The following is a 13,720-nucleotide window of genomic DNA, read 5'->3' as shown; positions in this document are numbered from 1 at the left end:
TTTTGATTAGCTCAAAATGTATCGCTAACGATACGTTGTGATTTTTTCTAAAATCACGAAAACCATTGACGAGATATCATGTATCTCTATTTCGCTTGGCTTTTGTTCAGTTTTCAAAGAACTCGTTTGTCGTTGTTAGCGACTTTAATATCATAACAAACACCAACAACAAAGTCAACAACTTTTTTAAAGAATTTAAATTGGCAAGTAATAAACAATTTCTTTTCTTTTTCGACAACGAAAATAAATTTACCACGGGAAAACATAATAGTCAACAACTTTTTTCTGTTATTTAAAACAATACTTCAGGACGAGTCCCTCACTTTAGAGATTCACTCACCCCAACCCCAAAAAAGTATGTCGAATTTTCAGACAATGAAACAGACTTATCCAACAATAGGTGCTAAAATCAATCAACTAAAGAAAGAATGGGAGTTGAGTATGATGGAAGCACTACAAATAAACATGAATTTCGTATGGATTTTCTTAGCCACAATTCTCGTATTCATTATGCAAGCGGGTTTTACGGCTTTAGAAGCGGGAATGACACGGTCCAAAAACTCTATTAATGTGGCCATGAAGAACATTGTTGACATATTAATCGCAACCCTTATTTTCAGTTTAATTGGTTTCCCTTTAATGTTCGGTTCAAGCATCGGAGGTTATATCGGATTTGACTCTTTCTTCTTTAACGGTTTAGATGAGGATCCATGGAACTGGGCTTTCCTCCTCTTTCAAATTGTTTTCGCCGGTACAGCTGCAACCATAGTTTCTGGAGCCGTCGCTGAACGAATGAAATTTTCCGGATACATAATCGGAACAGTGCTAATCGTTTTAATCATCTATCCTATTTTTGGACATTGGGCTTGGGGAAGTCTTTGGATTGAAGAACAATCAGGCTGGCTTGAAGCTTTAGGTTTCATGGATTTTGCCGGGTCGACTGTTGTACACTCTATTGGCGCTTGGGTTGCACTTGCTGCCGCCATCGTCATCGGTCCCCGACTCGGAAAATATTCATCTAACGGAGACGTCAACACATTCACTGGCAGTAATGCTGTATTAGCAACACTCGGATTGTTTTTGCTATGGTTTGGCTGGTTCGGCTTTAATGCTGGTTCAACTACATTTGCCGATACAGACATTGCCTTAATCGCCCTTAACACACAATTAGCAGCTGTCGCCGGTGGGACTTTCGCTCTAGTCCGTTCATGGCTCGTACATAAGCAACCTAAAGTTGAAAGTATTTTAAACGGAATATTAGGGGGACTTGTTGCGATAACAGCCGGAGTAGATGTTATGACTCCTCTTAATTCTTTAATGGTAGGAGCAGTCGGAGGAGCGATCGTCGTTTTTGCACACTTGATCATCGAAAGAAAGCTAAAAGTGGACGATGCCATAGGTGCTGTGTCGGTCCACGGAGTATCTGGCGCTTGGGGAACGATCGCAATTGGTCTATTCGGACAAGCAGAATTATTAGTAGCCGGCAGTCGTCTATCTCAAATCCTCATCCAAAGCCTCGGTGTTGCCGTTGCCTTCGTTTGGGCTTTTGGATTAGGCTATGTTCTCTATTGGACAATCAACAAAATTACACCATTACGTGTAAGCGAAGAAGATGAACGAGCAGGATTAAACGTTTCTGAACACGGAGAACACATCGCCATGGTAGAGTCGATTCAAGCAATGAGGGAAATCGCTGCAGCAAAAGGTGATCTCACTACAGTCCTCCCAGTTGAACCAGGAGAAGACACCGCTGAATTGCACCTGGCTTTTAATACGTTACTAACCAAATTAAACACGCTAATAGAAGAAGTAAAAGAAGAATCAAATTTTGTCTATAGCACTTCTAACAACATGATCTCTCTCAGCGAACAATTGGCAACTAGTTCGAATAAACAACAAGATTTCATCCAAAGATCCCAAGAAATCTTTAAAGCGAGCCAGGAACGATCGATAAAAGATAGCGAAACAGATGAACAAGTTCTTGCCACCATCCAAGAATCGTTCAGTAATATGGAACAGTTAGGCAACAAATTTGATCTCATTCAAAGAGAAATCAAACAAATGTCTACTTTACTAAACAGAGTTACTTCTTCAACAAAAGAAACGAGCAAGTCAATGAGCAATATGTATTCTCAAATGGACCAAATCTCAACATTTTCTATAGAGATCAAGGATATCATTTCAACTATTGGTTCGATTACCGAGAAGATCAACTTACTCTCATTAAACGCTCGCATCGAAGCAGCACGTGCTGGCGCTCACGGAAAAGGGTTTTCTGTTGTCGCAGAGGAAATTCGACACTTAGCCGATCAATCAAAAGAATCTACACATAAAATATCTCAGATCCTACAAGACAATGCCGACATTATTAATAGCGGACAGGAACATTTAAATGAATTTATGACGAAGTTTGGTTTTTTACAAGACCAATTAGAAACAATGCCAGAAAGTTTCAGGATCATTGACGATAGTATCGATAGTGTCAATAAAGAATCGAACACATTCATTAGTAAACTAGATCGTATTAGCAAAGAAACTTCTCAAATGGGAGAAAACCGTTTACGTCAACAAGAAGAACTCAATGAGTTAGTAAGCACAATTGATGAAATACACTCAATCGCAGCCGAAACAAACGCTTTGTCCCAAAGCATTCAAAAAAGTTCCGTTGATATGAGAAACCAAAGTAAAGAATTAAGAGAGAGCGTTAAACAATTCAAAACAAAACCTTCACTTGTTTTGTAACAAAAAAACAACAGCAACCTAAGGGGTGCTGTTGTTTAAGCTGTTTTATTCTGACAAGAAAATAAAGTAAGCTAGGAAAACAAAGAATAACACGTACATAAGCGGGTGCATTTCTTTCGCTTTGCCTTTAGCCACCATAGTAATCGGGTATAAAATAAAGCCCATCGCAATACCAGTCGCGATACTATATGTCAGTGGCATCGCAACAACCGTAACGAACGCAGGGACCGCAATCTCAAACTTTCTCCAATCAATTAAGCCTAGCGAAGAAGCCATTAGAACACCGACAATGATTAAAGCCGCTGCCGTTACTTGCTCTGTTACAACTGCTAATAACGGAGAGAAAAATAGAGCTACTAAGAACAAACCTGCCGTTACAACAGATGTGAAACCTGTACGACCTCCAGCCGCAACACCTGAAGCTGATTCAATGTACGCCGTCGTTGTTGACGTACCAAGGATGGCACCGATCGACGTAGCACTAGAATCCGCTAGTAGCGCTTTTCCAGCACGAGGTAATTTATTATCTTTAACAAATCCAGCTTGGTTTGCAACCGCATAAAGTGTACCTGCTGTATCAAAGAAGTCTACGAACAAGAACGTTAATACAACAACAAGCAATTGCCACGTAAAGACAGTAGACCAATCAAGAGCAAATGCTTGACCGAAAGTAGGCGCCAAACTTGGGACAGCCCCAACAATTGAATTTGGAGGCGCAATAACTCCCGTAATAACCCCAGCGATTGCCGTTAAGATCATCCCGTAAAAGATTCCACCTTTAACGCCTTTAACCATGAATATAACTGTAACAACAACCCCAAATATAGCTAAAATGGTCGGTGGCGCATGCAAGTTACCAAGCGTAACCCCTGTTGCTTCATAAGGAACGACAATCCCCGCCCCTTTTAACCCAATAAAAGCAATAAACAACCCGATACCAGCACCAGCAGCATACTTTAATTCAGCTGGAATGGCATTAATGATCACTTCACGAATTCTCAATACCGTAATAAGAATAAAAATGATACCTGAGAGAAATACACCAAACAACGCAACTTGCCAATCAATTCCCATCCCTAAAACAACGGAATAAGCAAAGAATGCATTAAGTCCCATACCTGGAGCTAAAGCAATCGGGTACTTCGCAAGCACACCCATAATTAACGTTCCAATAGCCGCAGCTAAAGCCGTAGCTGTAAACACAGCTCCAACATCCATTCCAGCATCCGCTAAGATCATTGGATTAACGAATAAAATATAAGCCATCGATAAGAACGTTGTTAACCCAGCAATTGTTTCTTTTCTGTATGTCGTACCATGTTCTTTAAAACCAAAATAACGATCCATTCTGTATTCCTCCATTTTTTCGACTTACTCGTAATATAAACTAAAAAAAGCTTCCAATACATCTCGTATGGAAGCTTAACTCACAAAAAATCATGTATACCTTTATGTAACAAGGCTGCAAGTGATTTTTCGTAGTCAAGCTATTTACGGGAGCTTGGTAGAGACTCGCAGGCCATATCCCTGCAATTATACGAAAAGAATTAGAACAACTCTTCACCAGAGAATTGTACCAATCACACTTTGCCTTGTCAATAAAAATACGAACGTTTTTATCTTATTTATTAAAAATAATTCGGTTTTACCTAATTATTCCCACTCGATCGTCGCTGGTGGTTTGGAAGTGATATCATACACAACACGGTTCACGTGCTTAACTTCATTCACTATTCTGGTTGAGATGATTTCAAGAACATCCCACGGGATACGTGCCCAATCAGAAGTCATTCCGTCAATGGAAGTAACTGCTCGAATTCCAACTGTATAATCATACGTTCTCGCATCACCCATGACACCAACACTACGCATGCCCGGCAGAGCAGTGAAATATTGCCAAATTTCGCGTTCAAGACCTGCTTTTTTTATCTCCTCACGTAAAATCGCATCCGATTCACGAACAATCTCTAATTTCTCGTCTGTAATTTCTCCAAGGACACGAATTCCAAGACCAGGGCCAGGGAAAGGTTGACGCCAAACGATCTCATCCGAAATCCCTAACTCTGAACCAAGTTTACGAACCTCATCTTTAAACAATGTATTAAGTGGCTCAATTAATTCAAAACGCATATCTTCTGGAAGACCACCTACATTGTGATGCGACTTAATTGTTTGCGCAGTATCTGTACCACTCTCAATGATATCTGTATATAAAGTCCCTTGTGCAAGGAAATCCATATCTGTTAATTTAGCTGCTTCCTCATCAAAGACGTAAATAAATTCATTTCCGATAATTTTGCGTTTTTGTTCAGGGTCCGTAACACCTTTTAATTTTCCTAGGAAACGGTCTTGCGCATCAATTTTAATCACCTTCATGTTGAAGCCTTCGCTAAATGTCTCCATTACGCTCTCCGCTTCTCCTTTACGAAGGAGACCATGATCAATAAACATACACGTCAGTTGATCACCAATTGCTTTATGAATTAAGACAGCTACAACAGATGAGTCAACCCCACCACTTAACGCACAAAGAACTTGCTTATCGCCAACTTGTTCACGAATTTTTTCAATTTCAACTTCAACGAAATTTTCCATTGACCAATCGCCTTCGCAACCACATACTTCAAAGGCAAAATTTTTCAGCATGTCATTACCAAATTCAGAATGACGTACCTCAGGGTGGAATTGCACACCGTATAAATTACGCTCTTCGTTACTCATAGCTGCTACAGGAGTAGAAGGATTGAATGCATCAACAACAAACCCTTCTGGAGGAGCAGTAATTAAATCACCATGACTCATCCAAGTAGATTGTTCAATTGGTAATCCTTTAAAAATCTTTGATTGGTTTTCAACTTTGATCACAGCTTTTCCGTATTCACGGTGGTCAGCAGCATCGACTTTTCCTCCGAAGTGCTGCGTCATTAACTGCATTCCGTAACAAATCCCTAAAATCGGCACACCTAAGTCATAAATGGCCGGATCACATTTAGGAGCACCTTCCACATAAGCACTGTTAGGACCACCAGAGAAAATAATTCCTTTTGGGTTCATTGCTTTAATTTCTTCCGCCGTTAACTTATTCGAATGCAATTCACTGTACACACCTAAATCACGAATACGTCTTGCAATAAGTTGATTGTATTGTCCACCAAAATCAAGTACAACAATCATTTCTTGGTTTAATTCAGTCATGCTTTCCCACCCTTTTTATGATTTCATTCGTACATCTACCAAATAAAAAAACTAGAACTCACCTGCTTGTCCAAGAAAACGTGAACAATGAAGGCAGAATTCTAGTTAGTTCTTCTGCCTTCATAGTCAGATTTTTTACGGTAATCCGGTAGAAACTCTTAGGCCATATTCCTAAGGATATACGAAGGTTCTTTCTTTATACACTTTTTAAACACTGATTCATTTTATCAATGAGTTCTGAGACGGTCAAGATTCGATTTTACGAACAAAGGAGAGCCAATTAGACTTTTGATTTAGCCAACTTGTCTCTAGTGATTGACCACCATACATAATACGTTCGTATTCCATCGTCAAGCTCATCATTTCAACCGTTTCAAACTCCTGATCAAGTCGAATGGCATATTCTCTAAGTGTTTCACCATTTTCTCTTTTCCAGCCAAAATAGTTTAACAACCATAACAAACGATCATACGCTTGTAAGAACGCCTCTTCATCTTGTCTTCTTCCATACTTTCTTAACAAGTAATACTGTACTAGACGCTTGTTTTTTGAAAGAACGAAAACAAAAACAGCAACAACCAACACCATTAGAACCCAAGGACCACCAGGAATCGTCCAATTTTGAAAAGCACCCGAGCTTGCGGAAGTTTCCTCATCATCTCCTTCTAAATCGGCAAAAACATCTTCTACTTCCTGTTCTTCTGTGTCTTCCTCTTCTTCTATTCTTGTTTCTTCTTCTGTTTCATCAACTTCCACTTCTGGCTCATTGAATTCATAAGCGTTGTCAAAACCTTGTGTTGGTTCAAACGCAACCCAACCAACGTCCGGAAAATAAACCTCGACCCACGAGTGAGCATTTCCATTTGTGACTTTATACAAATTATGCGTATCACTAACTGACTCTACTAGCTCCCCTTGGGTAAATCCCTTCGCCCATCTAGCTGGAATATCAATCGAACGAAGCATTACAATCATCGCAGTAGAAAAATTATCGCAATAGCCTCTCATTGTCTCAAATAAAAATTGATCAACATAGTCTTCCCCTTCACCTGGTATAGGAACGTCTTGAGTCTCATACTGAAAGTCTGCTCGACCAAAATACAGTTCAATGGCTTTCGCCTTGTCATAGCGATTATCTTCTTCTTCCGTAATCTCTATCGCTAGATCTCTGACACGTTCAGGTAATTCATCGGGAAGTTGCGTATAATAATCTCGAATAGGCTCGGGATCTTCGTTATTTATAGCCCTAAGTCCATCTATTTGATAAACAGGGTAAAAATATTCGATATAGTATTCGGCTAATCGTATAGACCTTGCTCCTTGATACGTACTCGCTTTCCCTGTATAAGCATCTTGAAACAGTTCAAAATCTTGAATTCGATGGTCGAGAACGAGCTCCCCTGGGTAAAACAAATGATTGAACCCATTTGACTGTTCTGCTAGTTCGATAACAGCTTCCAACTGTTCATAGTCCGCAGCCACATTGGCTCGATCCGCATACAAAAATTCTTTACGCTCAACGGGTGTTGTCGTTTCCCAACCTTTGCCCGTGTAATAATCCTTTGTTTCACCACGCCAGTAATGTTCTCTCGACGAAGTGGCATAAAAAACCGGCGTATCATCATCAATAAACCCTCCACCAAGCTGTTCATCATGATCCCCATAACCGATTCGTTGTACACCTTCTCCAGCTCCATTTTCCCCCATGCCAACAGCCGCTCGAACAAAAGGCACAGGATCTTCCCATTGTGGATCTAACTTAGGTGAAAGAAGACCTAATAAACCACCCGCACCAATCAAAAGGACAAGCAACGTCGCCAAACGAACCGGCAACATTTTAGGTGCTTTAAAGATAGGCTGTTGCTCAATCATCCGATACATCGTCACCAAACCTAACAACAAGAAACCAATGATAAATATTCGGATAATCGCAAATGAAGCATCATAAATTGTAAACGTATCTATAACCGTTATATAAGCAACCGTAAATACTAGAAAAAAAAGAACTCTCCTAGCATGAACAGTCCAATAGAATAGTAGATAGCTCATAATAGCTAGCAATACATAAAACAAAAAACTACGAAACATATCCGTTAGTGCGTACCACTCACCAGCTATCATTAACCTAACATTGAAGAATAAGTCCGAGAGTAAAACTGTCACCCATTCCATCGAGAAAAAAGGACCCTCTATGAAAACTAGATAAAGGCCATAACAAATGAGCAATGACTTGAGCAACATCGAAACCATAACGGGTAATTGTAAAAAAGTAATGAAAAAGAAGACAGCCGTAATTAGGACAAAGACAAAGATATATCCAGTATCTGTAATGTACGGGAGCGGTAAAAGCCATTCCATTAGGAGCATGAAGCTCAAACCATAGAGCAAAAAGTCTTTCCCTGTCTCCAGTTGCTTTTTATTCAACATGACTCCCTCCCTTTCTGTTACTTGTTTTCAACATAAATGGTTATACCAGCCTTCTCTAATTCAGAAATAAAAGGTTGATCTTTTTCTGTTATCGCAACCAAACATAGAGTGACCTTCACCTTTTGTTCTACTAACGTTTTGCATACCAAAACAAGGTTTTCTGTCAGTTCTACACATACATAATAAACATTCATGCCTACCCAATCTTGATAGCCTTTATGCACAACTGGAGTTAGTTTGTCACTTGGCTTTACTTTCGCTAATGCCGTCAACCCTTTTGAAACAGCAAACCGCGAGACATCTACAACTATCCAATCATGTAACTTTACAGCAAGTTGGAGGCTAGGCTGTTTCTCAGCAAACGTAACCATGAGTGAAGCCGCTAACTCAACAGAATTCTCAAAATATATGTCGTTTTGACTTACCACTGTTGAGTCAAACGCAACCAAAATCCCTTCACCTTGATAAGACTCAAATTCTTTGGTCATTAGCTTTGCAGATCTAGCCGATTGTTTCCAATCAATTGAAGTCAGACGATCTCCAGGTACATATTGCCGAACTCCCGCAAGAGAACGATCTTCCTCAAATGAACGACGAATTTTTTGACCATCAAGTTGCTTTGGATTTCCATTAGGCGGAATCTCAGATAACTTTTGAAAAGGAGGAAATACAACCAACTCCGTTTGACAGTCTATTGTTTTCTTCCTTTCAAAGATTCCAAATAAATCGCCAAAAACGAGTGTCAAATGCTCAAATGAATGACTGCCTCTTTTTACATCTCTAATTGTATAGGAGAAAGCCAGTTTACTTTGAAAAGAGAAGAAAAAGAGTGAGCCTGACTCATCATGCGTACCGATTTCCTTCGGTACTACATCTTGAATCTTAACGTAAAAGAAAGGCTGCAAAGCTCGTTTATGGATGGTGACCGTCACCTCTACGGATTCACCTGCTTGTAGTACATTTTTTTGTAAAGTTCTTTCAACAGAAACAATACGAAAAGGGTACATCGCAACGAGTACGGTTGAGATGATAATCGTGGTAACCCCATAAAAAAGAAACCAACTTACGAAACCACCTTGGAACATTGCATAGGAGAAAACGACAAGTACCAAGAAAAGGAGAAATAGATATTTCAAAATAGCAAGCATCTTTCCTTTGTACCTATTCACGAGCGTGTCAGCCTTCTTTGACTCATCGGTATTTGTACATGCTCCAAAATGTCCGAAACAATATCTTCTGCTTTGTTATTTGACATTTTGCTTTCTGATGTCACAATTAATCGATGCGACAATACATTTACAGCTAAATATTTTACATCATCCGGCAACACATAGTCTCTTCCTTGCATGTATGCATAAGCTTGTGATGCTCTCATTAAGGCAATTGTCCCACGCGGACTGACTCCTAGCTCGACAGCACGATGATTTCTGGTTTCGTGAACCAAATGAATCATATACATTTTCACATCTTCACTAACAATCACGTTCATAATCTCTCTCTGGATCGCAACGACCTCAGCCGTCGTCATAATAGGCTTAATTTCTTCAAGTGGATGTTTATGCTGAAGTCGATTTAATACTTCTAGTTCTTCCATCGCTGTTGGATATCCTAAGTTCAACTTGATAAGAAAACGATCAAGCTGAGCCTCTGGTAACGGAAACGTTCCCGCATATTCAATCGGATTTTGTGTCGCCATCACATAAAAAGGTTTTTCCAGTTGCAGTGTTTGGCCATCAACTGTAACACTTCCCTCTTCCAAAGACTCTAACAAAGCCGATTGGGTTTTAGGAGACGTTCGGTTTATCTCATCCGCCAACACAATATTAGCCATTATGGGTCCTGGTCGAAATTCGAATTGTTGATTTTTTTGATTGTATATAGAAACTCCCGTTACATCAGAAGGCAAAAGATCAGGTGTGAATTGAATCCGTTTAAACTCTGAACCAAGAGACCTAGCAATTGCTTTTACCATCATGGTTTTCCCTACCCCAGGTACATCTTCAAGCAAAACATGCCCCCCTGCAAATAAGGCAACTAGACTCAATTCCACCTCTTTTCTCTTCCCTACGACGACACGTTCGATATTATTTATTACTTTCTCAATACGTTCAACTGCTGCAACCATGAACCTGCCTCCAATCTAATAAAAAACCAGTGTATTTCCATGATAACATCTTAGTCTACAAAAAACGTTACAATTGCATTACCAATTTTATAAGACGTACTAACTGATTTGTCTCTAGCATAGACTGATCTTATAACTATTTTTATCTTGTAGATTACCTAACAACAAAAATGTAAAAATCTTTCACATATGTTAGGATAGAAAAACCTAAGGAGGGATTATATGGGACTTAGTTTGTCACTTATAATAATCGGGCTCATTCTAGGTTTTATAATGTACCAATATGTCGGACTGTTAATTGGGTTGATTGTTGCCCTTATTGCGAGTGCTATGGTAAATCATTTTCTTCACAAGCAGAAACCAAAAGAGGAAGAGCCTGAAGATTTAGCAGGTTTCTAATAATCGTTACACTCTCCTTTTTCATATCTTTCCTCTATATTCCCTTCTTTCTGAGGCATACTACGTAGAAAGGAGGGAATTTTCCATGTATCGTTTATACTCTCATAATGACTTAGATGGAGTTGGCTGTGGCATTTTAGCTCGGCTTGCTTTTGGAACAAATGTCGATGTCCGCTATAATTCCGTCCAAGGATTGGACTTTCAAATTGAACGCTTTTTAGAAAAAGACAGGCTTGATGATGTGTTACTCATTACAGATCTATCCGTACATAGTGAAAATGAGAAAAAGCTTACCGAGTTTGTTGATAAAGGTGGAAACGTGACCTTACTTGATCACCATAAAACAGCCCTTCACCTTAACGAAACAAGTTGGGCTACTATTACAGTAAAATACGAAGACGGGCGCCTAGCCTCTGCCACTTCTCTCTTGTATGACTACTTGCTCCAAAATAATGAATTAGAACGAACGCAACCCATTGATGAATTTGTCGAGTTAGTTAGACTATGGGACACATGGGAATGGGAGAAAAACGAAGCCTTAAAAGCGAAACGATTGAACGATTTGTTTTTTATGATTTCAATTGATGAATTTGAAGAGAGAATGGTAAAACGACTTCAGGAAAAGGAATCATTTTCATTCGATGAATTCGAAGAAAAAATTCTTGATATGGAAGAAACAAAAATTGAACGTTACATTAGACGAAAACGACGTGAGCTTGTTCAGACATTTATCGGAGAGCACTGCGCGGGAATTGTCCATGCTGAATCCTATCATTCAGAATTAGGGAATGAATTAGGAAAAGAATGTCCACATCTTGATTATATTGCAATTCTAAATTTAGGAAGTAAAAAAATAAGCTTTCGGACGATTCATGATCACATTGATGTCTCCGAAGTAGCCAATCATTTTGGCGGGGGCGGGCATGCGAAAGCAGCCGGTTGTACAATAACAGAAGAAGCTTACAAATTATATATAGACGAACCATTTACCATTGAACCATTACGAATGGATGCTTTTCGAAACCAGCATAACAACAAAGCAAATGAAGCCGGCTCTTTGTATGTTGATCACCAAGATAACCGGTTCTTCATTTATTTGCTACAAAGCGAAAAGTGGGTTCTCGAAAAAAATCAATCAACCGAAAGTTACTTTTCATCTTACCAAGAAGCTGAACGCCATATTAAGCGACAATATGCCGCATGGCTCGTTCGAGATGAGATGTATGTCCAATATTTGGCACAAGCTGTCCTAGCAGCAAAGCGGTCAAAAGGAACAGAACAATAAATAGGAGGCAAGGAAGGATTCCCTATTCCCTTAGCATGCGTAAGTCAAATTGTGGAACGAGTCCTTCCTTTGCCGCTCTCCCTAAAAGAGATTCAACAGCGGCAAACCCTTCTTCTCCAAGATTAGCCGTAAATGGATTCACATAAAGCTCAATATGTGATTTTGCCACATCACTTGATAACTCTTGGGCGTGTTCCATAATATACGCCTTTGAAGCATCTGGATTTGACCATGCATAGTCAACCGACTCCCTAATCCATTTACTAATGGCCTCCTTATCTAAAGAACGATGAGCAATAATAGCTCCCAGTGGAATCGGAAAACCCGTATCCTTCTCCCACCATTCCCCTAAGTCCGTTAACAGGGAAAGTCCATAATTTTGAAAAGTAAATCGAGCTTCATGTATCACCAAACCAGCATCAATTTTCCCGTCTTGAACGGCTGGCATAATTTCATGAAACGGCATTACAACAATTTCGCCAACCCCTCCAGGTACATTTTGCGCTGCCCATAACCGAAACAACAAATAAGCCGTCGAACGTTCACTCGGCACAGCCACCTTTTTCCCAGATAGCGCCTGCGGACCTTCTTCTATTTGCTGTGTTAAAACTAATGGTCCACAACCTCTACCAAGCGCTCCACCACAAGGGATTAAAGCATAATCAGATAATACATAAGGAAGTGCTGCATAAGAGATCTTTTGAACAAGAGGTCCCTTTCCATCTGCAGCCCAATTATTCGTTTTATCAATATCTGCATACGTCACATCAAGCTTCGGAGCTCCTGGGACGAACCCATGCACCCAAGCATGAAAAACAAACGTATCATTCGGACAAGGAGAAAATGCTATTTCCATGTAAACACCTCCGGAAAAATTGAACTGATTCTTTCTAATGCTGCAAGCGCTTCTTTAATACGCCAAGAATCACGGTCTCGCGGACCAACTTTATTCGAAATGGAACGAACTTCAATGACTGGTACTTGGTGCTGTCTGGCCGCTTCTGCTACACCAAATCCCTCCATCCTTCAGCTATAGCATCAGGGATCCTTGTTCGCAACTCATCTGCGGTCTCGCTTGTTCCAGTTACAGTTGATAACGTTAAAATAGTCCCTTTGCTAACAGATAATCCAACCTTTTGAGCTGCTGTTTCCAAGTTAAGAACAGTATCACGATCAGCACCGATAGAGGATACACCTAGCTTCAAACTTTCTATACTAAGAAATCCTTCCTTAGACTCTGCTCCTAAGTCCGCCGCGACAATCCTGTTTGAAAGCACGATTGCACCAAGATCCGCCCTTCCTTCAAAACCACCAGCAATTCCCGCATTTATCACATATTTATACGTTTTAGTAGCAAGTGCCGTTGCGGTTGCTGATGCCGCAGCAGCTTGTCCTACTCCTGAAACGACTACATCAAAGCTAGAAGCTCCATTCAATCCTTTTTCAATAGCTTCTTTTTCTGCTGAAACTGAAGTGACAATAAGCACTTTTGCTTCTTTAGACTGTGTAGCTTGTATAGTTTCGCTCATGATCTCTCCTCACAATCT

At 39.9% G+C, this 13,720-nt stretch carries 11 protein-coding genes and 2 riboswitches; of the genes, 3 read left to right on the top strand and 8 right to left on the bottom strand.

Annotation, left to right across the window (positions count from 1 at the left end; genetic code table 11):
* Positions 1-441 precede the first annotated feature (441 nt).
* The gene (amt, locus tag JCM9140_RS12025) at positions 442-2,742 is read left to right on the top strand and encodes an ammonium transporter (RefSeq protein WP_162232196.1); all 2,301 of its coding nucleotides are present in this window, start codon (positions 442-444) and stop codon (positions 2,740-2,742) included.
* A 45-nt stretch (positions 2,743-2,787) separates the two neighbouring features.
* Here the strand turns inward: amt and JCM9140_RS12020 are convergent, their stop codons facing one another.
* From JCM9140_RS12020 to JCM9140_RS12000, 5 genes are all read right to left on the bottom strand, one after another.
* Complete coding sequence (locus tag JCM9140_RS12020) at positions 2,788-4,089, bottom strand: NCS2 family permease (protein WP_034746605.1); 1,302 nt, start codon at positions 4,087-4,089, stop codon at positions 2,788-2,790.
* Between the two features lie 112 nt (positions 4,090-4,201).
* Positions 4,202-4,303, bottom strand: a riboswitch (purine riboswitch).
* Between the two features lie 92 nt (positions 4,304-4,395).
* Complete coding sequence (gene guaA, locus JCM9140_RS12015; protein WP_034746602.1) at positions 4,396-5,937, bottom strand: glutamine-hydrolyzing GMP synthase; 1,542 nt, start codon at positions 5,935-5,937, stop codon at positions 4,396-4,398.
* A 103-nt stretch (positions 5,938-6,040) separates the two neighbouring features.
* Positions 6,041-6,142, bottom strand: a riboswitch (purine riboswitch).
* 41 nt (positions 6,143-6,183) lie between these two features.
* Complete coding sequence (locus tag JCM9140_RS12010; RefSeq protein WP_052002233.1) at positions 6,184-8,364, bottom strand: DUF4129 domain-containing transglutaminase family protein; 2,181 nt, start codon at positions 8,362-8,364, stop codon at positions 6,184-6,186.
* 17 nt (positions 8,365-8,381) lie between these two features.
* A complete protein-coding gene (locus tag JCM9140_RS12005) occupies positions 8,382-9,533 on the bottom strand; it encodes a DUF58 domain-containing protein (RefSeq protein ID WP_052002232.1) in 1,152 nt (383 codons plus the stop codon).
* Entirely contained in the window at positions 9,530-10,489 is a 960-nt protein-coding gene (locus JCM9140_RS12000; protein WP_034746599.1) for an AAA family ATPase, read from the bottom strand. The genes JCM9140_RS12005 and JCM9140_RS12000 overlap by 4 nt, the downstream gene beginning before the upstream one ends.
* A gap of 222 nt (positions 10,490-10,711) precedes the next feature.
* Between JCM9140_RS12000 and JCM9140_RS23750 the strand changes: the two genes are divergently transcribed.
* Both JCM9140_RS23750 and JCM9140_RS11995 read left to right on the top strand, forming a co-directional pair.
* Positions 10,712-10,888 carry a hypothetical protein gene (locus JCM9140_RS23750; protein WP_156314864.1) on the top strand — a complete coding sequence of 59 codons (177 nt, stop codon included), beginning with the start codon at positions 10,712-10,714 and terminating at the stop codon, positions 10,886-10,888.
* Between the two features lie 85 nt (positions 10,889-10,973).
* Positions 10,974-12,173 carry a DHH family phosphoesterase gene (locus JCM9140_RS11995; protein ID WP_034746595.1) on the top strand — a complete coding sequence of 400 codons (1,200 nt, stop codon included), beginning with the start codon at positions 10,974-10,976 and terminating at the stop codon, positions 12,171-12,173.
* A 22-nt stretch (positions 12,174-12,195) separates the two neighbouring features.
* Here the strand turns inward: JCM9140_RS11995 and JCM9140_RS11990 are convergent, their stop codons facing one another.
* Genes JCM9140_RS11990 through mqnB form a run of 3 tightly spaced genes read right to left on the bottom strand, consistent with a single transcriptional unit; the run spans position 12,196 to position 13,702 of the window.
* Complete coding sequence (locus JCM9140_RS11990; protein ID WP_034746592.1) at positions 12,196-13,029, bottom strand: 1,4-dihydroxy-6-naphtoate synthase; 834 nt, start codon at positions 13,027-13,029, stop codon at positions 12,196-12,198.
* Positions 13,020-13,196 (bottom strand): nucleoside phosphorylase-I family protein, encoded by a 177-nt coding sequence (locus JCM9140_RS25195; protein WP_369384418.1) that lies wholly within the window; start codon positions 13,194-13,196, stop codon positions 13,020-13,022. Before JCM9140_RS25195 ends, JCM9140_RS11990 begins: the two co-directional genes overlap by 10 nt.
* The gene (gene mqnB, locus JCM9140_RS11985) at positions 13,178-13,702 is read right to left on the bottom strand and encodes a futalosine hydrolase (protein WP_369384417.1); all 525 of its coding nucleotides are present in this window, start codon (positions 13,700-13,702) and stop codon (positions 13,178-13,180) included. Before mqnB ends, JCM9140_RS25195 begins: the two co-directional genes overlap by 19 nt.
* Positions 13,703-13,720: the final 18 nt, after the last annotated feature.

This window comes from Halalkalibacter wakoensis JCM 9140 (assembly GCF_000513095.1).
GTDB lineage: Bacteria > Bacillota > Bacilli > Bacillales > Bacillaceae_D > Halalkalibacter > Halalkalibacter wakoensis.
This window is presented reverse-complemented; position numbering and strand designations above follow the sequence as displayed.

Coding starts and splice junctions, on each gene's coding strand:
- amt (WP_162232196.1), top strand. CDS start 442: ATGATGGAAGCACTACAAATAAACATGAATTTCGTATGGATTTTCTTA.
- JCM9140_RS12020 (WP_034746605.1), bottom strand. CDS start 4,089: ATGGATCGTTATTTTGGTTTTAAAGAACATGGTACGACATACAGAAAA.
- guaA (WP_034746602.1), bottom strand. CDS start 5,937: ATGACTGAATTAAACCAAGAAATGATTGTTGTACTTGATTTTGGTGGA.
- JCM9140_RS12010 (WP_052002233.1), bottom strand. CDS start 8,364: ATGTTGAATAAAAAGCAACTGGAGACAGGGAAAGACTTTTTGCTCTAT.
- JCM9140_RS12000 (WP_034746599.1), bottom strand. CDS start 10,489: ATGGTTGCAGCAGTTGAACGTATTGAGAAAGTAATAAATAATATCGAA.
- JCM9140_RS23750 (WP_156314864.1), top strand. CDS start 10,712: ATGGGACTTAGTTTGTCACTTATAATAATCGGGCTCATTCTAGGTTTT.
- JCM9140_RS11995 (WP_034746595.1), top strand. CDS start 10,974: ATGTATCGTTTATACTCTCATAATGACTTAGATGGAGTTGGCTGTGGC.
- JCM9140_RS11990 (WP_034746592.1), bottom strand. CDS start 13,029: ATGGAAATAGCATTTTCTCCTTGTCCGAATGATACGTTTGTTTTTCAT.
- JCM9140_RS25195 (WP_369384418.1), bottom strand. CDS start 13,196: ATGGAGGGATTTGGTGTAGCAGAAGCGGCCAGACAGCACCAAGTACCA.
- mqnB (WP_369384417.1), bottom strand. CDS start 13,702: ATGAGCGAAACTATACAAGCTACACAGTCTAAAGAAGCAAAAGTGCTT.